The 18567-nt window shown below is 69.0% G+C and carries 16 protein-coding genes; 9 read left to right on the plus strand and 7 right to left on the minus strand.

Features of this window, described 5'->3' with window-relative positions:
• The first annotated feature begins 2 nt into the window (after positions 1 to 2).
• Positions 3 to 1112, plus strand: a complete 1110-nt coding sequence (locus ACFYYH_RS06240; protein WP_388546601.1) for an ATP-binding cassette domain-containing protein — start codon at positions 3 to 5, stop codon at positions 1110 to 1112.
• Between the two features lie 31 nt (positions 1113 to 1143).
• A complete protein-coding gene (locus tag ACFYYH_RS06245) occupies positions 1144 to 1920 on the plus strand; it encodes a DUF1707 domain-containing protein (protein ID WP_388546603.1) in 777 nt (258 codons plus the stop codon).
• 132 nt (positions 1921 to 2052) lie between these two features.
• Here ACFYYH_RS06245 and ACFYYH_RS06250 read toward each other — a convergent pair whose 3' ends face one another.
• A complete protein-coding gene (locus ACFYYH_RS06250) occupies positions 2053 to 3591 on the minus strand; it encodes an SGNH/GDSL hydrolase family protein (protein WP_388546605.1) in 1539 nt (512 codons plus the stop codon).
• Between the two features lie 161 nt (positions 3592 to 3752).
• Between ACFYYH_RS06250 and ACFYYH_RS06255 the strand changes: the two genes are divergently transcribed.
• A complete protein-coding gene (locus ACFYYH_RS06255; RefSeq protein WP_388546607.1) occupies positions 3753 to 5315 on the plus strand; it encodes a DUF445 domain-containing protein in 1563 nt (520 codons plus the stop codon).
• A gap of 307 nt (positions 5316 to 5622) precedes the next feature.
• Here the strand turns inward: ACFYYH_RS06255 and ACFYYH_RS06260 are convergent, their stop codons facing one another.
• A complete protein-coding gene (locus ACFYYH_RS06260) occupies positions 5623 to 5931 on the minus strand; it encodes a hypothetical protein (RefSeq protein ID WP_388547246.1) in 309 nt (102 codons plus the stop codon).
• Positions 5932 to 6165: 234 nt separating this feature from the next.
• On the opposite strand from ACFYYH_RS06260, the gene ACFYYH_RS06265 reads away from it, so the two are divergent.
• The gene (locus tag ACFYYH_RS06265) at positions 6166 to 7149 is read left to right on the plus strand and encodes a hypothetical protein (RefSeq protein ID WP_388546610.1); all 984 of its coding nucleotides are present in this window, start codon (positions 6166 to 6168) and stop codon (positions 7147 to 7149) included.
• 55 nt (positions 7150 to 7204) lie between these two features.
• On the opposite strand, the gene ACFYYH_RS06270 is transcribed toward ACFYYH_RS06265, so the two are convergent.
• Positions 7205 to 7408: a DUF397 domain-containing protein gene (locus ACFYYH_RS06270; protein ID WP_388546613.1), complete on the minus strand. Its 204-nt coding sequence runs from the start codon at positions 7406 to 7408 to the stop codon at positions 7205 to 7207.
• Positions 7405 to 8253 carry a helix-turn-helix domain-containing protein gene (locus ACFYYH_RS06275; RefSeq protein WP_388546616.1) on the minus strand — a complete coding sequence of 283 codons (849 nt, stop codon included), beginning with the start codon at positions 8251 to 8253 and terminating at the stop codon, positions 7405 to 7407. The genes ACFYYH_RS06270 and ACFYYH_RS06275 overlap by 4 nt, the downstream gene beginning before the upstream one ends.
• An 85-nt stretch (positions 8254 to 8338) precedes the next feature.
• Between ACFYYH_RS06275 and ACFYYH_RS06280 the strand changes: the two genes are divergently transcribed.
• Entirely contained in the window at positions 8339 to 8845 is a 507-nt protein-coding gene (locus ACFYYH_RS06280; protein WP_388546620.1) for an ATP-binding protein, read from the plus strand.
• A 168-nt stretch (positions 8846 to 9013) separates the two neighbouring features.
• Here ACFYYH_RS06280 and ACFYYH_RS06285 read toward each other — a convergent pair whose 3' ends face one another.
• The 3 genes from ACFYYH_RS06285 to ACFYYH_RS06295 all read right to left on the minus strand — a co-directional run bounded on the left by ACFYYH_RS06285 (position 9014) and on the right by ACFYYH_RS06295 (position 15271).
• Positions 9014 to 12151 (minus strand): DUF3427 domain-containing protein, encoded by a 3138-nt coding sequence (locus ACFYYH_RS06285; protein ID WP_388547248.1) that lies wholly within the window; start codon positions 12149 to 12151, stop codon positions 9014 to 9016.
• Between the two features lie 103 nt (positions 12152 to 12254).
• A complete protein-coding gene (locus ACFYYH_RS06290) occupies positions 12255 to 13253 on the minus strand; it encodes an SEC-C metal-binding domain-containing protein (RefSeq protein WP_388547250.1) in 999 nt (332 codons plus the stop codon).
• Positions 13254 to 13618: 365 nt separating this feature from the next.
• Positions 13619 to 15271, minus strand: a complete 1653-nt coding sequence (locus ACFYYH_RS06295) for an MFS transporter (RefSeq protein WP_388546623.1) — start codon at positions 15269 to 15271, stop codon at positions 13619 to 13621.
• Positions 15272 to 15332: 61 nt separating this feature from the next.
• On the opposite strand from ACFYYH_RS06295, the gene ACFYYH_RS06300 reads away from it, so the two are divergent.
• From ACFYYH_RS06300 to ACFYYH_RS06315, 4 genes are all read left to right on the plus strand, one after another.
• Complete coding sequence (locus ACFYYH_RS06300) at positions 15333 to 15863, plus strand: winged helix-turn-helix transcriptional regulator (protein WP_388546626.1); 531 nt, start codon at positions 15333 to 15335, stop codon at positions 15861 to 15863.
• A 100-nt stretch (positions 15864 to 15963) separates the two neighbouring features.
• Entirely contained in the window at positions 15964 to 16302 is a 339-nt protein-coding gene (locus ACFYYH_RS06305; protein WP_388546629.1) for a DUF6412 domain-containing protein, read from the plus strand.
• Between the two features lie 229 nt (positions 16303 to 16531).
• Positions 16532 to 17299 (plus strand): YidC/Oxa1 family membrane protein insertase, encoded by a 768-nt coding sequence (locus ACFYYH_RS06310; protein ID WP_388546631.1) that lies wholly within the window; start codon positions 16532 to 16534, stop codon positions 17297 to 17299.
• 307 nt (positions 17300 to 17606) lie between these two features.
• Entirely contained in the window at positions 17607 to 18467 is an 861-nt protein-coding gene (locus ACFYYH_RS06315) for a fumarylacetoacetate hydrolase family protein (protein WP_388546633.1), read from the plus strand.
• The last annotated feature ends 100 nt before the right edge of the window (positions 18468 to 18567 follow it).

The raw sequence follows: 18567 nt of genomic DNA on the forward strand, positions 1-18567 counted from the left end.
ACATGAGTACGGATATGGGTGGCCCGGGTGGCGACGCGGACGGCACGGGCGGCGGCCCGGCGAGCCCGGGTGGTGTGCACGGCACGGGTGGCTCGGGTGGCACGGGTGGTCCGGGTGGCGACGCGAGTGGCCCGGGTGGCGACGGTGGCGACGCGGACTTCATCGTGCTGGACGGGATCGAGAAGGTCTTCGACGTCCGGCGCCGAGCGGGTCTGCTGCGCCGTGAGAAGCATCAGGTACGGGCCGTCGACGGCATCAGTTTCCGGGTGCCGCGCGGCGAGATGGTCGGCTACATCGGCCCGAACGGCGCGGGCAAGTCGACCACCATCAAGATGCTCACGGGCATTCTGACCCCGAGCGGCGGGCGGCTGCGCGTCGCGGGCATCGACCCGTCCCGGGAGCGTACGCGGCTGGCGCAGCGTATCGGCGTGGTCTTCGGGCAGCGCACCACGCTCTGGTGGGATCTGCCGCTGATCGACTCGTACCGTCTGATGCACCGGATGTACCGCGTCCCCGACGCGCGGTTCCGGCTGAATCTGGAGCGGTGTGTCGAACTCCTCGATCTGGCCGAGCTGTTGGACGTACCCGTACGGCAGCTCTCGCTCGGCCAGCGGATGCGCGGCGATATCGCGGCGGCGCTGCTGCACGACCCCGAGGTGCTGTATCTGGACGAGCCGACCATCGGTCTCGATGTGATCTCCAAGGCCAAGGTCAGGGAGTTCCTGCGGGACCTGAACGCGGAACGCGGCACGACCGTCCTGCTGACCACCCACGATCTGACCGATATCGAACAGCTCTGCAAGCGGGTGATGGTCATCGACCACGGCCGGCTGCTGTACGACGGCGCGTTGGCCGGACTGCACGAGGTCGGGGAGAGCGAGCGGACCCTCGTGGTGGATCTGGAGCGTGAGCTTCCGCCGATCGAACTGCCCGGCGCGCGCGTGGTCAAGGTCGAGGGGCCGCGACAGTGGCTCGCCTTCCCCGCGAACGAGTCGGCGGCGCCGCTGGTGGCCCGGACTGCGGCGGAGTATCCGCTGCTGGATCTGTCGGTGCGGGAGCCCGACATCGAGGCGGTCATCGCGAAGATGTATGCCGATCGATCAGCTGTGTGACGCGGGCCCCGGCGGTGACTACTCTGCTGCCATGACGAGTGAACGGCCTGTGCCCGGTCCAGGTCCTGATTCCGGTCCGGTCTCTGGTCCTGTTTCTGGCCCTGGCCCTGGTGCTGTTTCTGGTCCTGGTGCTGGTGCTGGCACCCGTGCCTCCGATGCCGAGCGGGAGCAGATCGCGGAGCGGCTGCGCGAGGCCGTGGCCGAGGGCCGGCTCGACATGGAGGAGTTCGACGAGCGCCTGGAAGCCGCGTACAAGGCGCGCACCCATGGCGAGTTGGCGCCGCTCGTACGGGATCTCCCCGCACCCGGTACGACGACGGATCTGGCGCGCGCGTCCTCCTCGTCGGGCGGTGGCGTGAGCACCTGGTCGGACCGGATCGGCCGGGAACGGGCCACGTCCAAGGGCGCCTTCGCGTTCTGGGGCGGCTTCGGCCGCAAGGGCACCTGGACGGTGGGCCGTACGTTCACCGCGGTCGTCTTCCAGGCGGGCGGCGAGATCGATCTGCGCGAGGCGCGGTTCGAGGAGCGCGATGTCGTGATCCGCTGCTTCACGGTCATGGGCGGTGTCCATGTCACCGTGCCGCCGGACATGGAGGTCGAGGTCCGGGGATTCGGTTTCATGGGCGGCTTCGGCGAGGCGGGCGAGGGGGAGGTCAGCCCCGGGTCGCCACGGGTGATCGTCACCGGGTTCGCGCTGATGGGCGGGGTCGGGGTGGAGCGGAAGATCAGGGAGTCGGAGAAGCGGCGGCTCAAGGAGGAGCGGAAGCGGCAGCGGCTGGAGAAGAAGGAACGCAAGGAACTGGACTGAAGGAACTGGACTGACGGACGCGGGGTCTGTAAGCCGTAGCCGTAGCCGTAGCCGTAGCCGTAGCCGTAGCCGTAGCCGTAGCCGTAGCCGTAGCCGTAGCCGTAGCCGTAGCCGCGACCGCGACCGTACGCATCAGAGCTGGGCGGGGACCTTCCCCTCCAGTGACTCCAGGTCGAGATGGCGGCCCATCGCCCGGTAGCCCGCGTCGCTCGGATGCAGCCCGTCCCCGGAGTCGTACACGGGCCTGAGCCGGTCGGGCGCGTACGGATCGCGCAGCACCTGGTCGAAGTCCACGACCTCGTCGAAGATCCCGCCGGACCTGATCTCCTCGTTGACCCGCTGGCGTACGGACTCGGTGGCCGCGCTGTATCCGCGGTGCCCGCCGAACGGCGCCAGCGTCGCGCCGATGACGCGTACCCCGCGGGCGTGCGCCTGCCGGGTCAGTTCCCGGAGCCCGGCCGTGATGCGGCGCGGGTCGCGCTCGCCGCCGCGCAGGATGTCGTTGACGCCGAGGTCGATGACGACGGCCCTGACCCCGGTCCTGCCGAGGACATCGTGCCGAAAGCGGGAGAGCCCGCTCGCGCCGCAGCCGCGCCGTGATTCGTCCCCCAGCACGCGGTTTCCGCTGACACCCGCGTTGAGCACGCCGATGTGCCGGTCGCGCAGCCGGGCGGCGAGCACATCGGGCCAGCGGCGGTTCGCGTCGTGGAGGGAGCCGTCGCCGTCGGTGATCGAGTCGCCGAAGGCGACCACCGCGCCCGGCGACTCCCGGTTGAGCACGTCGACGGCGGTGACATAGCGCCAGAAGGGGGTCGGCTGGGTGTACGCGGTGCCGTCGAGGTCCTCCGTACGGTCGCCCTGGGCGAGGTACGAGGTCTGGTAGGCCTGCGGGTGGTACGTGACCGGCCCGCCCGGGGCCGGGGTGTAGAGCGTGATCAGCAGATCGCCGTCGTACGGCACGGGCAGTTCCACCGGGTCACTGACGATCTGCCCGCGCGGCGGCACGGTGACGGCGGACTGCCGGCCGAAGGTCAGCTTCCGCATGGTGCCGGCGACGGCCTCGGCGCCGCTCCCACCGCCTCCACCGCCCTCACCCCTTCCGTCTCCGCGTCCGTCTCCGCCGCCGTCTGTGCCCCGCTGACCTCCGCCCGTGCCGATGGCGACCGAGGCATGGCCGATCAGCAGGGCGGTGGGGCTGTAGAGGTTCGAGAGGGTGACCCGGACGCCGGTGCCGCCGATGCTGGTGTGAATGACGTTACGGATGGAACGCCCGGGGTGGCCGATCGGTGCGCCCGGTTCGGCGCCGCCCGGCGCGGCGGCCCACGTGCCGCTCCAGGACTCGGCGGAGGCGGGGTCGGCGTTGCCGACAGGGGTACGGCCCGGAGGGCGGGAGGACCACGCGTCTCCGCCGGTGCCGCTGCCGGTGCCGTTCGCGTGGTGCGAACCAGAACCCGAGTCCGAGTCCGAGCCCGAACCCGAGCCCGTGCTCAGACCCTGGCCCTGTCCCAGACCGATGCCCGTGCCGTCGCCTGTGCCTGTGCCATTCCCGTGGCCGCCACCGGCGCGGGCGGCGCCGCCCAGCAGGTCGAACCCTCCGACGATGGCCGTGCAGACCAGCGCCACCAGCGCCACCATCGCCCCCAACAGGGCGTATGCGCGTTGTCTTGTCATGCCCCGGTGTCCCCCCTCGCGTTCCCCAGGTACCTCGGCACAGAAGACATCATCCGGCATCGCGCGGGAACTCGCCGCATGCCCCGGGAGTACCAGAGGCTAGAGACAATGTTGTAAGGCGGGCTTGCGGGCACGAAGCGTACGCGGACGGGTGGAGCGGAATGGAACGTACGGATCCGGAGAAGGCGGCGGGAGCCGGCGACGGTGCGGGGCCCCCGAGCGCGTCCGCGCTGCCCGGTGGCGCGGGCGCTTCCGGCACCGGCGCGGGCGGCCCAGGTGGCTCCGGCGGACGCGGCGGACGCGGCGGCCCCGGCGTGCCGGGTGCCTCCGGTGGACCGAGCGGCCCTGGCGTGCCCGGTGCCTCTGGCAAGCCCGGCGTGCCCGGTGGACCCGGTGCGGCCGGTGTGCCCGGTGCGGTCGGCGCCTCCGGCAAGCGCTCGCCCCTGGGGGTCACCCTGGGCTCCTTCTCGTACACCGCCGCCGATGAGGAGAAGCGGCGCGGCGTACGCCGTATGAAGGCCACCGCCACCGGTCTGCTGCTGCTCGTCGCCCTGATCTATGTCCTCGCGACCTGGGCGAAGAACTCCGGCGCGGGCGGCTGGACCGGCTATGTCGCCGCGGCGGCGGAGGCGGGCATGGTGGGCGCGCTGGCCGACTGGTTCGCGGTGACGGCGCTGTTCCGGCATCCGCTCGGGCTCCCCATCCCGCACACCGCGATCATTCCGCACAAGAAGGACCAGCTCGGGGCCTCGCTGGGCTCGTTCGTGGGGGAGAACTTCCTGTCGGCCGAGGTCGTGAGGACCCGGCTGCGCGCCCTCGGCATCGGCGGCCGGCTCGGTACGTGGCTGGCGGAACCGGCCCATGCCGACCGTGTCACCGCCGAGCTGTCCACGGCGCTGCGCGGTGCGCTGCGGGTGCTGCGGGACTCCGACGTACAGGCGATCGTCGGTGAGGCGATCACCCGCCGCGCGGACGCCGCGGAGGTCGCGCCGGGCATAGGCAAGACCCTGGCGCGGGTGGTCGCCGACGGTGCGCACCACCGCGCCGTGGATCTGATCTGCGTCCGCGCGCACGACTGGCTGGTCGAGCACGCGGACTCGGTGATGGACGCGGTCCAGGGCGGGGCGCCGGGCTGGACACCGCGTTTCGTCGACCGCAAGGTCGGTGACCGTGTCTACAAGGAGCTGCTGCGGTTCGTCACGGAGATGCGGGACATGCCCGACCATCCGGCGCGTGGCGCCATCGACCGTTTCCTGCGGGACTTCGCCGTGGATCTCCAGTCGGACTCGGAGACGCGGGCGAAGGTCGAGCGGCTGAAGTCGGAGCTGCTGGCGCGCCCCGAGGTGCAGGACATCATCGCCTCCGCCTGGGCCTCCGTACGCGCGATGATCATGTCCGCGGCGGAGGACGACCGCAGCGAACTGCGTCTGCGCGCGCGTGCCTCGCTGCTCTCCCTGGGCGCGCGGCTGGCGACGGACGGCCGGCTCCAGGGGAAGCTGGAGGGCTGGGTCGAGGACGCGGCGGGGTATGTGGTCTCCACGTACCGGGGCGAGATCACGTCGTTGATCTCGGACACCGTGCGGAGCTGGGACGCCGCCGACACCTCCAAGAAGATCGAGGCGAACATCGGCCGCGACCTCCAGTTCATCCGGATCAACGGCACGGTGGTCGGGGCGCTCGCGGGGCTGCTGATCTATACGGTGGCGCATGCGCTAGGCGCGTGATCCGGACCAGATCGTCCGTTCACGCGCCCAGCCACCATGGGGGAGTTGCTCTTAGGTACGGAGGGCGGGGCGTGGCCGTTCAGCGGCGGCCGGAGAATCTTTCCCTCGTCCGGCGGTTGTCCGGGCGTCCGGCGGTTGTCCGGCCGCGCGGTGGTCGTCCGGCCGTGCGGCGTCTGGACGACCGCCGCACCCGCGCCCGTACCCATACCCGCCCTTGCACCCGTACCTGTACCCGTACCCGCCCCTGCACCCGCACCCGCGTGCCCGCGCACTCGGCCGACGGGGTCGGCACCATCCGGCGTCGGGTTCATCCGGCCGCGCGGCGGGTGACCGTATAGGACGCGGCGGCGACGGCGCCCGCCACGGTGAGGACGGCGGGCCAGGCCCCGATCTTTTTGGCCAGCGGATGCGAACCGGCGAAGGCGGCGAGGTACGCGGCGCTCAGCCCGACCATGGCCTTCGTCCCGCCGGTCCGCTGCCACTGGTGGGCGGCCACGGCGCCCGCGGCGGCGAGGGCGACTCCGCCGAGGGGGCGCTTCTTCGTCCACCGGGCGATCCCGTAACCCCCGACGAGCCCGCCGGCCGCCGCGCCGGCCGCCACGGCCCCCGCCGGCATTCTCGCCGCCGCTGCCGCAAGGCGTGCCGCTGTCGCCGTTACCGACGCAGTCGCCGTCGCAGTCGCTGTCATGTCCGCCGCCTTTGCCGCTTTTCGGGTCTTCTGACACAGCCGAGCCTAACCAGAGTGGCAGGAGTCGGAAGATAGGCCCGGAACGCAACCGAGGACACAAGAGATCGTCACAGCCCGCCGACGCGTGTCCGCTTCGTACCGGCGCATGGGCAGAAGACCCGTATGCCCAGGACCACCGCCGCCGACGCGGCCATCGCTTGTCTCTCCCGTACGCAGATGCGCCTGGCGACGGCCGGTCAGCTACGGGCCACCGGCCTCGCCGCCAGTACCGCCACCGGCCGCTGTGCGCCGGGCGGACCCTGGCAGCGCCCGCTGCCCGGCGTTGTCCTGATACAGACCGGCGAACCCGATCCACGTCAGCGGCTTCTCGCCGCGGTCCTCTACGGGGACGGCGGGACGACAGCGCTCTCGGGGACGAAGGCGGTCCTGACGGGCGAGGCGGCGCTGACGCTGTACGGGGTACGGGGCGCCACGGCCGGGCGCGCCGACGTGCTGATCGGCGCGCGCCGAGGTCTGCGCGACCGAGCGTACGTACGTCTGCGCCGCACCAGCCGCTGGCCGCCGACCCTGCTGGTCAACGGGATCCCCTGCGTACGCCCGGTCCGCGCGGCGTCCGACTTCGCCGCCCACGAACCGTCCGAGGAACGCGTCCGCGCGATCCTCGCGACGACGGTCCAGACGTGCAGCTGCCACCCGGAGGACCTCCACGCCGAACTGCGCGCCTCCCACGCCCTCCGCAACCCGGCGGTCCGCGCGGTCGTGGACGAACTCCGCGCGGGCACCCGCTCCATCGCCGAGGGCCAGGCCCGCGACACTCTTCTCGCCGCGGGCCTCCCGCACCCCCTGTGGAACCCGGTCCTGCTCACCCCCAGCGGCACCTTCCTCGCCCGCCCGGACGCCTACTGGGCGCACGCGGGAGTAGCCCTGGAAGTCGACTCGGAGGAATTCCACCTGGGCATCACCGCCTACCGCACCACCCTGCGCCGCCGCCTCCGCCTGGAAGCCCACGGAGTGGACGTGATCAGCGCGGTCCCGGCCCTGATTCGCGATCACCCCGAAGAACTGGTGGCCGCGGTCCGCACCAAACTCCACCAGGCCACCTCCCGCCCCACCCTCCCCGAGGTCATCATCCGCCCCTACCTCTGACCACCCCGCCCACCAGCCACCCCGCCCACCAGCGGGGCGCGGAGAGCAGGCGTGCTCAGCCGAGCCGTTCACCACACAGAGCGGTGACGAACCCTGCCCACGTGCCCCGCCGAACAACGCCACGAGGTCCCTGCGACCGCTTCGAGTCACGCACACCGACACCACCTGTCGTCATCTCCGCCACCACCACGCACTCACCACCGGCGCCGTTGCTGTAGCTGCTCTTTCGCCACCGAGGCGTGGTGAGGAGTTGGGTCATCGGGCGTGATCCTCCAAGGCTGACTGGATCAGCGAGACCGATCGCTGTGGGCTCAGGGCCAGGGCTCCGAGATGGTTGAACGCCTTTGTGTAGATGCTTACCTCCGCCGGGAGTTCGAGATGGACCGAGTCCGTCAAGCCCTCTCGATACACCACGTCGGGGTCCTCCTGCTCAGGAAAGCCGAGCACGGTGAAGGGGCCGCTGCTCGGATAGGCTCCCGCGTCGTACGGCAGGACCTGAACCGTCACATTCCCCAACCGGGTCATTTCCAGCACACGTTCGAGCTGCCCCACCATCACCCGACGATTCCCGATCACCTGAGTGACCACGCTCTGGTGCACTAGGGCCCAGAAGTCGAGCCTAGGAGCCTCGGTGAGCAACTGTTGCCGTCGCATCCGCACATCGACGAGCCGTGGGACTTCGTCATGTGCCAGGTCAGGAGTGACACGGCTCAACTCGGTGGCGTACTGCGGTGTCTGAAGCAACCCGGGGACGAACTCGCTTTGGTAGGTGTGCAGATTGGCAGCGGCCTGTTCGAGCCCTACGTACACGGAGAACCGCGGCGGGATGGCATCTCCGTGGGCGTGCCACCACCCCTTGGTCTTCGACTCCTTGGCGAGAGACTTCAATAGCTCACGCAACTCGTCGGATGTGCCGTAGAAACGGCACAGAGCATCGACATCGGAGGGCTGTACTCGCCCTTGGCCCGTCTCCATGCGATTGACCTTGGAGCCGCTCCAGTCGAGCGCCTTCTCCACGTGATTGCAGGTCAGTCCCGCTTCGTCACGTAGCTTCTTGACCTCGATCGCCAGCCGACGGCGTCGCGCAGTAGGTGACCTGGCCACTTCAACTCCCCGTTGCGTCGCGTTTTGCGCATGCATCTGGGGCTCTGGGGGGCTCTCGGAGGTCATTGCGCCTGCCCAGATCTGTGTGCGTGAACTGGTGGCCAATGTGATCAGGCATGTGGGCGAGGGCACGCCGACCACCCTCATGGTCTCGATGCGGGGTACGCGTGTGTGCATCGAGGTCCGAGATCCGGAAACCCGTGCGCTTCCCACGTTGGTCGCTCCGGAATCGGACGCTGAGTCGGGGCGCGGAATGATGCTGGTTGATGAGCTGGCGGACCGGTGGGGTGTGCTTCTCGGTACAGAATCGAAGATCGAGTGGTGTGAGCTCGCCACGACCTTGACCTCTCAGTCCGGTCACACGGGCGGCCTACAGGTCACACGGGCTGAAGCCCTCTTGAAGTGCTGTGGAGTCACACGTCCTTTTGAGGCCGACTTGAGTTATTCGCTGTCGGTTGCCGCGGCGGAGCAGGCGGTGATCGGGACGATCGCCGATCTCCTTCGTTGGCTCCGAGTTCACGGCTGCGAACCGGGCGAAGCTTTGAATCATGCCCTGGCTCGGTTCGAGGTGGAACTTGACGAGGTGAACTGAGCCCTTTCAGGTCAACCAATGCTCAATTCTGGACACGCGTTCGGGCGGTGTGAGCAACATCGTGTAGAGCAGCAATTTATCCGAGCGCGTTGTCGATTTTGGCGGATCTTGAACCCAGGTTGATGCCGATGAGGTTCTGATATGCGTGAGATTTGTGGATCTAGGCGGTCAGCCCGCGGCGATGGCCGAGTAGGTCCAGACGTCCGCGGGGAGTGGGGTGTGGAGCTTCCAGGTGATGCCCATCGGTTTGCTGCCCTCGTGTGACACATAGTCGGCCGGGCCGAGTAGCATCCATGGCTGGGGTCCGCCGATGTCTGTCTTTTTGTAGCGGCGGATAAAGAGCAGTACGTGAGTTCCGTTGGCCTGGTGGGCCTGGTAGCGGATGCCCGTGGGTGAGGACTCTGACGTTTGATTCTGCGATTCCCAGTGAAAGAGAGTGTCACTCATCGCGTAGTCCTTGTAGCGAGTCTGCGGCGAGAAATCCTTTTCGTCTTTTTCGCGGGTGATGAGGAGAGCGTCGGTCTTGGCGTGATCGCACCAGCGCACACCCTCGCGGAAGTGGCCCGGCATCAAGCCATCGATAGTGGATTCGCTTAGCCCTGCAAGGATCTCCTCACGGCTATAGGAAGCGTGTACTCGGAGGGGCAGGTTGCTATGTGCGCCGGTAAGAGCGGGTGTGACGTGATCAAGGTGATCGAGGACATGGGCAAGAATTTGGCGCAACTCGTCCCGCACGGTGTGTTGGTGGCGCAGTGAGGTGAGGCCGGCTTGGTAGGAGTTGAAGCCTCCCAACGGCCAGAGTGTGAAGAAGAGCATCCGTGCGTAGGTGCGGTCCAGCTCGCTGAGCTCTTCATAAGGGGGCGCGTCGTCCTCTAGCAAGCGGGTATAGGCGGAGGCCCGGGCTGGGTCATCTACGTGGAGGAAGGCCGAGGCCCGCTTGAGCAGTGCTGCCTCGCCGTCAGGTGCCTGGGTCGGCAGAAGGTTTGCTCGTCGCAGTAGTGCCGTCCATGAGTGGTTTGCTCCTCGGTAGAGCTCCTTGATCTCGCGGCCGCTCTCTGCCAGATACATGGAGAGGCGTCGCTCCCCGAATTGCCGTACCTCGTTGGCGAGTTGAGCTACATTCACGCTGATCTGAGTGCGAATATTCTCAATGATGAGTTCCTTGGCCTTTGGCTCAAGGATGATCTGACAGCCTGACGGCAGTTGCGGGAAGTCGTGCTCGATAGCTGAGACCAGGCGGTTTCGGGTGAGGTTTGTGAGGGATCGGAATTGTTCCTCGAAACGGAACTCCTTGCGATGCTGGCCGATAAAGTCCAGCACGGTGAGTACCGCTTTTCCCTCGGAGCGGCGCAAGCCGCGTCCGAGTTGCTGCAAGAAGACTGTTGCGCTCGATGTCGGGCGTAGCAGAAGTAGCGTATCGACATCGGGAATATCGAGGCCCTCGTTGAATAGATCTACAGAAAAAATTACTTGCAGTTCGCCAGCCCTCAACGCGCTCAATGCGGATTTTCGTTGGTCGCCGGGAGTATCGCCCGACAAGGCAATGGCGTTGAGGCCAGCCCGGCGGAAGAATTCCGCCATAAAGTGCGCGTGAGCCACGGATACGCAGAATCCCAGAGCGCGGATGCGACCTGGCTCGGCGATCTTATCTTCGATGGCTTTCACCACTAGGCGGGCACGCGCATCGTTTCCGGTAAAGAGGTTGCTGAGCGCCGTGGCATCGTATGCGCCGCGCTTCCACTGGATAGCAGTGAGGTCAGTGGTGTCTGTGATTCCGAAGTAATGGAAGGGTGAGAGAAGGTCATTCTCTAGAGCTTCCCATAGGCGCATTTCTGCGGCGATTCGCCCATTGAAGAACTCGTCTTGAATGTTCAAGCCATCCATGCGCTCAGGAGTAGCCGTGAGGCCGAGGAGCTCTAGGGGTGTGAAATGATTAATGATCTTTCGATAAGTCGGCGCGGTGCCGTGGTGGAACTCGTCAATGACGATAATGTCGAAGTGATCGTGGGTGATATTGTCTAGAGTGCGAGCATTGAGGGACTGGACGCTAGCGAAAACATGGTTCCAGTGAGAGGGAATCTCGCCGCTGAAGAGTAGCTCGCCAAAGTTCCCATCATCGAGAACTCCTTGGTAAGTGCGGAGAGACTGCTCCAGGATCTCCCTGCGATGAGCAATGAAAAGGAGGCGTAGCTTTCGGCCCGCCTTCCTGCATAGCGCCTTGTAGTCAAGCGCGGCCATGACCGTCTTGCCTGTGCCCGTAGCAGCCACGAGGAGATTGTGATGCCGATCATGGACATCCCGCTCAACCTCAAGGCGTTCCAGCATGTCCTGCTGATGTGGGTATGGGCGTACCTCCAACCCTGAGAGGGTGATGCTCCGCCCGTTGGTGGCCCCACTACCTCCGCTGGCTTCTCGTAGAGCCGCGTCCAGGCGATCCCCATGAAGTGCAGGGTCGTATGACTCGAAAGCTGCCTCGCTCCAGTAGGAGTCAAAGGTGGCCTCAAACTTCTTTATGACATGCGGTGTTGCGACCGATGAGAGGCGGACATTCCACTCAAGCCCATCGAGGAGGGCGGCTTTGGAGAGATTCGAGCTTCCGACGTACGCCGTGTCGTATCCAGAGCTTCGTCGGAAAAGCCATGCCTTGGCATGGAGGCGGGTGGAGCGAAGCTCGTAATTGACCTTCACTTCAGCACCAAACTCTTGGACCAAGCGATCCAGAGCCCGCCGTTCAGTAGCGCCGATGTAGGTGGTCGTGATGACTCGGATCGGCACTCCGCGTTCGCGGGCTGTGCGGAGAGCGCCTTCAAGGACGCGTAGTCCGTGCCACTTCACAAAGGCGCAAAGTAGGTCAACTCGGTCCGCGGTGGCCAGTTCCGCACGAAGTTCGAACCCCAGATTGGGATCCTCGGGAGAGTTCGTCAGCAGGGCAGTGTCGGAGAGAGGGGTAGCCGGACGGACGGTGTAGACCCCCGGTGCCTCTTGTTGTGCGATGGCCATGAGCTGCCGAGGGCCCTCGGCCACCATGTCCACCCACTCTCTTGCGCCAGCCAACGTGCTGACGGACTCGAGGATATGGTTCGCAGCGTGGACACGCTCGTTCTCAGGAAGGCCCCGGAGGACGCGCCGGACGATTTCAGCAACATGCCGGGCCAGGACATGAGGCGTGGATTCGACACCCACTTCGGCATCGATCGTTCGCCACCCCGTGCCCTCCATCACCTTGAGACGGTCTTCGAGCCGCAGTGTGATCAGTTGCTCGTAGAGCCCGGCTGCCGGGGAACTGTCGTCCAGCGCGTCCGTCATCCATGTCCCCTTCATCGAAGCCTCAAGCTCGATTTTGATTTTTCCAGCAGCCACTGACACTCCACCGACGAGGGGAACCACTGCGGGTCCAGCGGGGCAGCCGTTAGCTGGTGCCGTGGCAGTCGCGGTAGGGGGTGTTTGAGGTGCACCAGCAGGGGGCGTTGCGGGGTGGGGGCCAGGGGGTGGCTCGGCCTCGGGCGGCGAGGGTGGTGGCGTACTGGGGGAGCAGGGCGGTGTTGGAGGGGGAGGACTGCTCCGAGGCGGCGAAGGCCTCGTAGGAGGGGACGGTGGCCGTGACGATGCCCAGGTTGGGGGTGCCGGTGGCGGCCAGGTCGCGGAGGGAGGCCTCCAGTTGGGAGAGGTGGGCCTCGTGGGAGGGGTACTCGGTGGCCAGGGTGGGGTACGCGGTGAGGAGTTCGGCCAGCTCCGGCTCGGGCCAGTGCAGGACCGCCACGGGGAAGGGGCGGGACAGGGCCGTGCGGTAGGAGCCCAGTTCGGCGCGGAGGCGGGTGATCTCGGCCTGGAGTTCGGCGGGGTTGTCGGAGCCGAGGGCCCAGAGGCGCTTGGGGTCGTGCAGCTCGTCCAGGGGGACCGACGAGGGGTGGACGCGGTCGGCGAGGCCGTCCCAGTCGTCGTGGTCCAGGCCCAGCAGACGGCGGACGCGATGGCGGCCCACCAGCAGGCTGTGGGTCGGGTAGGGGACCTCTTCGCCGGGGGTGAGCAGCAGATTGAGGGCTGTGGTGAAGGCGTCGTGGGCCGCCGCCAGTTCGTCGTGGGACTCCAGCGTCTCGGCCACGATCTCCCAGGGCGCCGGATCCAGCGGGGCGGCGGAGCGCAGGCCGTCGATGATGGCGCGGGCCTCGGCCTCGTGGCCGTACTCCCAGAGGTTGGCGGCCTTGAGCGCCTTCACCAGATGGGGGTGGTCCGGGGAGCCCGCGAGGAGGGTGTCGTAGAGGCCGGTGGCGCGGTCGCGGTCGCCGGCCAGCTCCAGATGGGCCGCGGCCTGGAGGAGCAGGGGCTCGTGATCCTCGGGGTACTGGGCCGCCGTGCGCAGCAGGCGCTCGGCTTCCGTGGGGTGGTCGGCAGGCATGTCGGGGCGCATGGTGCACACCGTACTGCTGTACGGGGTACGGGCGGAGGGGAAGGCCACGCCCGGCTCGTCCGAGGTCCTGACGTGCTCCGACACCGCCCTTGTCCGTCCCGGGCGGACCGTGTGGACCCCGTGGTCCCCGGCGTATCCCCGGCGTCTCCCTGGCGTGGCGTTTCTCGCACGGTGGCCGCTCGGCGCGACGGTTCTTCCCCCGTGCGGTCGCCCGTCCGTGTGCGGCTGCGCCCCCGGGCACACGCGGGTGCGTCCCCGGTCGCGCGGCGCCGACGGATCCGAGGGCGCCGACGGTTCGGCCGGCGTCGCCGGTCGTCGGGGTGGCGGTTCCGGCGGGCCCCCTGGTCGGCCCGCCGGGGCGGCCGTTACGGCGTCGGGCTCTGGCCGCGGCGCTCCCGTAGCGCCAGCACCGCCGCCGCGCCCAGGAGCGTGAGGCCCGCCGAGACCAGCATCGCCAGGTCCGTACCGTGCGCCGGGTCCGCCACCGAGGTCGCCACCGCGATGATCAGCGCGACACCGGCAGACGAACCGAGATAGCGGGCGGTGTTGTTGGCGCCCGAGCCCATCGCGGCACTTTTCGCCGGGACCGACTCGACGGACAGCCGGGGCAGCGCGGCGTTCAGCAGACCGCTGCCCACCCCCGCGACGAACAGGCCGGGCACCAGCCGCACCCAGGACCCCGCGTCCAGCGCGCCCAGCATCCCCAGGGCGCCCGCCGTGTGCAGGACGAAGCCCAGCGCCAACTGGTGGCGGGCCGCCACCCGCCCCGACAGCCGCCGGACCTGGAGGGCCACCAGGAACGCCGTACCCGACCAGAGCAGGAAGAGCCAGGCCGCCCCGAGCGCCGACATATGGATGGTCTGCTGGAGCAGCGACGGCAGATAGCTCATCAGACCGATCACCGCGAGCCCGGTGAACAGCGCGCCCGTCGACGCCGCCCCGAACAGCGGCCGGCGCAGCAGCCCCAGATCGAAGAGCGGTGCGGCGGTGCGGCGTTCGACGACCGCGAAGAGGGCGACGAGGACGACCGCGGCCAGCAGCAGAAGCAGAACGGGCGCCCGCAGCCAGCCGTCGCGCCCCAGGGTGAGCGCGCTCAGCAGCGCGGTGAAGGCCAGGGCGAGGGCCAGCGCACCCGGCACATCGGGTCTGTTCCGCCGGGCCGCCCTCGATTCCGTCAGCGCGCGGACGGCGAAGCCGGCGGTGACGAGGGCGGCCGCCGCGAGGACCCCGTAGGTCAGCCGCCAGCCGGAGCCGTTCAGTCCGTTCAGTCCGCCGGCCAGTAGCGGTCCCAGGGCTATCCCCGCGCTGACGAACGCGCCCCACACCCCGGTCGCCTTGATCCTCGCCGGACCGGCCGGGAACGCGTGGACCAGCAGTCCGAGACTGCTCGCGATGATCGCGGCGCTCGCCGCGCCCTGCGCGACCCGGGCGAGGGTGAACAGAAGCGTGCTGTCGGTGAGGCCGCCGAGCGCGGTGGTGATCCCGAGGGCGAGGGTGCCCAGCAGGAAGATCCGGCGTCGGCCGAAGTCGTCCGCGAGGCTGCCCGCGATGAGCAGGACGGCCGCGAGGCCGAGCGGTGCGCCGTTCAGCAGCCAGGCCTGGCCGGAGAGTGGGGTGCCGAAGGCGGCGGTCATGCTCGGGAGGGTGAGCAGCGGGGCGGTGTAGTTCATCAGGGCGACGGTCGTGGCGGCGCTGGTCACCGCGAGCGTGGCGGCGGGGTGCGGAGGCGCGGGCGCGTGGACGATCGTGGCGCCGGCCCCCGTCCGGGCCCCTGTTCCCGTCCCCGTCCCGGCTCCCGTCCCCGTACCGGTTCCGGTTTCGGTCGCTTGCGCGCTCCTCGATCCCGGTCCCGCTGCCGCTGCCGCCCCCGTACCGGTTCCGGTCCCGGGTGGCTCCTCGGGCCGCTGTGCGGTCCGATGCGTGGGCTGGGGCGTGGGCTGGGCCTGGGCCATGACGATCTCGTTCCCTCGGCGGCTGGTCTCTTCGGTCTGCACGGGTTCGGTGAATGAACTCACCACCCCGGCCGACCCTAGCAGCGTAGGTTCATTCATTGAACCCAAACCTGGTTAAGGTGATTCCATGGCTCTGGGCAAGGACTACGTGACACAGCAGTGCTCGATGGCCCGCGCGCTGGAGGTCGTCGGTGAGCGCTGGACGCTGCTGGTCGTCCGGGACGCCTTCTACGGCGTCCGGCGCTACAACGACTTCCTCGTCCATCTCGGTCTGCCGCGTGCCGTCCTCGCCGCCCGCCTCCAGGCCCTGGAGCGGGCCGGTGTCCTGGAGAAGCGGCGGTACCAGGACGCGCCCCCGCGTGACGAGTACGTCCTGACCGACCGGGGGCTCGCCCTCTGGCCGGTCCTCCGGTCGCTCTCCGTCTGGGGCACCGAGCATGTGGACGATACGGAGCGGTTGCGCGTGTTCACGCACGCCGTCTGCGGTACGGAACTGGGCGCGTACGGCGAATGCCCGGCCTGCGGTACGGCCGTACCGCCCCGGGACGTGGAGATGCTGCCGGGCGAAGGGCTGGACCCGGAGCCCCGTAATCCGGTCGGCCGGGCCCTGCTCGGGCCCCGCCGACTGCTTCAGCCCCTTGAGGCCGATCGTGTATAACGGCTGAAGCGGTAGGAGTCGTACGAGTACGACCCGTGCCCGTGGCCGTGGCTGTGGCCGTGCGAGGACGGGTACGGCGAGAGCGAGTGTGAGGACGAGCATGAGACGGAAGGGGCAGGCCATGGTGCGCAGCGCGCTCCGGCTGCTGCGCCCCGCCGGGCTGCTGCTCTTCCTGCTCACCGAGGTCCTGCTCCTCGACGCCGGCAGCCTCTCCGCCGCCGTCGCGCTCGCCGCCACCGCCGCCGCGGGCTCCGCGCTCGCCGTCTGCGCCGTCATCAGCGCGCGTTCCGTGCCGGCCCACCCGCCGCACCGGGTACGGACGGCCATCCGCGACCGCGAGCAACGCACCGCCTTCCTCCCGCAACGGGATCCCGACGCGTCGGGCCGCACCCGCCCCCGAGCACCCGGACGCCGCCCCGCGACGTCTGCGTGGGCGTAAGCCCCAGGGGCACAGGCTCCCGGGGTCCCAAGAGCGCAGGCTCTTAGGGCGCAGGGGCTCCGGGGCGTACCGATTCCGGTAACCCCACGTCATCCCACGCGGGTCGTCACGCCGTATCGCCGCCTCTCGGCGGACCGGCGGTTCCCCAGCCGTACCGCGCGCTCACCGCGCGCGTACCGCGGCCGGGCCGCCTCCATCCGGCACGACGAGACCCCTCGGAGGGCTCACCTTGTCCGTTCTCATGTCCCTTTTCGCGAACCTGGTCACCGGTCTCGCCGATCTGCTCCAGCCGCTCTTCCACACGGGAGCGGCAGCCGCCGCGATCATCCTGTTCACCGCCTGCGTACGGCTCGCGGTCCATCCCCTGTCCCGCGCGTCCGCCCGTGGCCAGAAGGCCCGTACCAGGCTCGCCCCGCAGATCGCCGAACTGCGCAGGAAGCACGGCAAGAACCCCGAGCGCATGCAGAAGGCGCTCATGGAACTGCACGCCAGGGAGAAGGTCTCGCCGCTGTCCGGCTGTCTGCCCAGCCTGGCGCAGATGCCCGCGTTCTTCCTGATGTACCACCTCTTCTCCAACCGGACGATCGGCGGCGGTCCCAACGAACTGCTCGGTCACTCCCTCTTCGCCGCGCCCCTCGGCGACCGCTGGACCGACGCGCTCGCGCACGGCGGGATGTTCGGGGGAGCGGGGCTGGTGTACCTGGCCCTCTTCGCGATCGTCGCCGGGGTCGCCACCTTCACCTACCGGCGGATGAGGATCCAGCTCGCGAACGCGCCCGCGATGCCGGCCGGACCGGACGGCCGGCAGGTCCCCGGCATGGGCGCGATGACGAAGATGATGCCGCTGCTCTCCTTCGCGACGCTCTTCACCGTCGGTGTGGTGCCGCTGGCGGCGGCGCTGTACGTGGTGACCAGTACGACCTGGACGGCGGTCGAGCGGTACTTCCTCTACCGCGACATGCCGGTGGCGGGGGTGGTGCCGGCCGCCGCGGCGTAGACGAAACACGACGAGCCCGACGAGCACGACGAGCGCGACGAGCGCGGGTGAGGCGCGACGGAGGCGCGGACGCGACGCGGACGGGGGTGACGGGGGTACGGACCGCCCGCCAGGGGGAGGGCGGGGGACAACAGAGCGCAGGGGTGGGGAGAGCCCTGGTGGGGATGGTCCTGGTGGGTGTGGCGCGGGGCGGTCCAGGCTGTGAACCGGGACTTGCGGAGTGATCCGATGTCTTGGAGGATCAGCCGATCCCCCGATGGCCATGCCCATCGGCCTGGCAATCGCTCGACCAGAGGGAGACAGAGGAATGAAGCTGCTGCGTGTCGGTACGGCGGGGGCGGAACGCCCGGCGCTGCTCGATGAGGACGGGACGACCCTGCGGGATCTGTCCGCGCTGGTCACGGACATCGACGGGGCCCTGCTCGCCGACGAGGACGCGCTGGGCCGGATCAGGGCCGCGGCCGCCTCGGGCGAACTGCCCGTACTCGACGCCGAGGGCGTACGGATCGGCCCCCCGCTCGGCCGGATCGGAAAAATCGTGTGTATCGGGCTGAACTACCACGATCACGCCGCCGAGACCGGTGCGGAGATACCGGCCGAGCCGATCATCTTCTTCAAGGCGCCGGACACAGTGGTCGGACCTGAGGACACGGTTCTGGTCCCCCGGGGCAGCCGCAAGACCGACTGGGAGGTCGAACTCGCGGTCGTCGTCGGACAGACCGCGCGCTATCTCGACTCCGCGGAGGAGGGCCTCGCGCATGTGGGCGGGTACGCGGTCTCGCACGATGTCTCCGAGCGCGAGTTCCAGATGGAGCGCGGCGGCCAGTGGGACAAGGGGAAGAACTGCGAGACGTTCAACCCCCTGGGTCCTTGGCTGGTGACGGCGGACGAGGTGCCCGACCCGCAGGCGCTGCCGCTGAGGCTCCGGGTGAACGGGGAGCTCCAGCAGAACGGGACGACCGCCGACCAGATCTTCGGGGTGGGCGAACTCGTGCGGTACGTCAGCCAGTTCATGACGCTGTACCCGGGCGATGTCATCAACACGGGGACACCGGCCGGCGTGGCGCTGGGCAAGCCGGAGCCCAAGCCGTATCTGCGGGCGGGTGATGTGGTCGAGCTGGAGATCGACGGGCTGGGCACGCAGCGCCAGGAGTTCAAGGACGCGTAGCGCCCCCGGCGGGCGCGAGGCCCGTGCGGCGCGGTGCGGGCGGCACGTGGTGGGGTGCGGCGCGGGGCATCGGTCCCCGCGCCGCCCGGCCCGCCGAGCG

Source organism: Streptomyces sp. NPDC002018 (assembly GCF_042890865.1).
GTDB lineage: Bacteria > Actinomycetota > Actinomycetes > Streptomycetales > Streptomycetaceae > Streptomyces.

Bases quoted from the DNA above. Each gene is read 5' to 3' on its own strand.
- ACFYYH_RS06240 (WP_388546601.1), top strand. From the start codon at position 3: ATGAGTACGGATATGGGTGGCCCGGGTGGCGACGCGGACGGCACGGGC.
- ACFYYH_RS06245 (WP_388546603.1), top strand. From the start codon at position 1,144: ATGACGAGTGAACGGCCTGTGCCCGGTCCAGGTCCTGATTCCGGTCCG.
- ACFYYH_RS06250 (WP_388546605.1), bottom strand. From the start codon at position 3,591: ATGACAAGACAACGCGCATACGCCCTGTTGGGGGCGATGGTGGCGCTG.
- ACFYYH_RS06255 (WP_388546607.1), top strand. From the start codon at position 3,753: ATGGAACGTACGGATCCGGAGAAGGCGGCGGGAGCCGGCGACGGTGCG.
- ACFYYH_RS06260 (WP_388547246.1), bottom strand. From the start codon at position 5,931: ATGCCGGCGGGGGCCGTGGCGGCCGGCGCGGCGGCCGGCGGGCTCGTC.
- ACFYYH_RS06265 (WP_388546610.1), top strand. From the start codon at position 6,166: ATGCCCAGGACCACCGCCGCCGACGCGGCCATCGCTTGTCTCTCCCGT.
- ACFYYH_RS06270 (WP_388546613.1), bottom strand. From the start codon at position 7,408: ATGACCCAACTCCTCACCACGCCTCGGTGGCGAAAGAGCAGCTACAGC.
- ACFYYH_RS06285 (WP_388547248.1), bottom strand. From the start codon at position 12,151: ATGACGGACGCGCTGGACGACAGTTCCCCGGCAGCCGGGCTCTACGAG.
- ACFYYH_RS06290 (WP_388547250.1), bottom strand. From the start codon at position 13,253: ATGCGCCCCGACATGCCTGCCGACCACCCCACGGAAGCCGAGCGCCTG.
- ACFYYH_RS06300 (WP_388546626.1), top strand. From the start codon at position 15,333: ATGGCTCTGGGCAAGGACTACGTGACACAGCAGTGCTCGATGGCCCGC.
- ACFYYH_RS06305 (WP_388546629.1), top strand. From the start codon at position 15,964: ATGAGACGGAAGGGGCAGGCCATGGTGCGCAGCGCGCTCCGGCTGCTG.
- ACFYYH_RS06315 (WP_388546633.1), top strand. From the start codon at position 17,607: ATGAAGCTGCTGCGTGTCGGTACGGCGGGGGCGGAACGCCCGGCGCTG.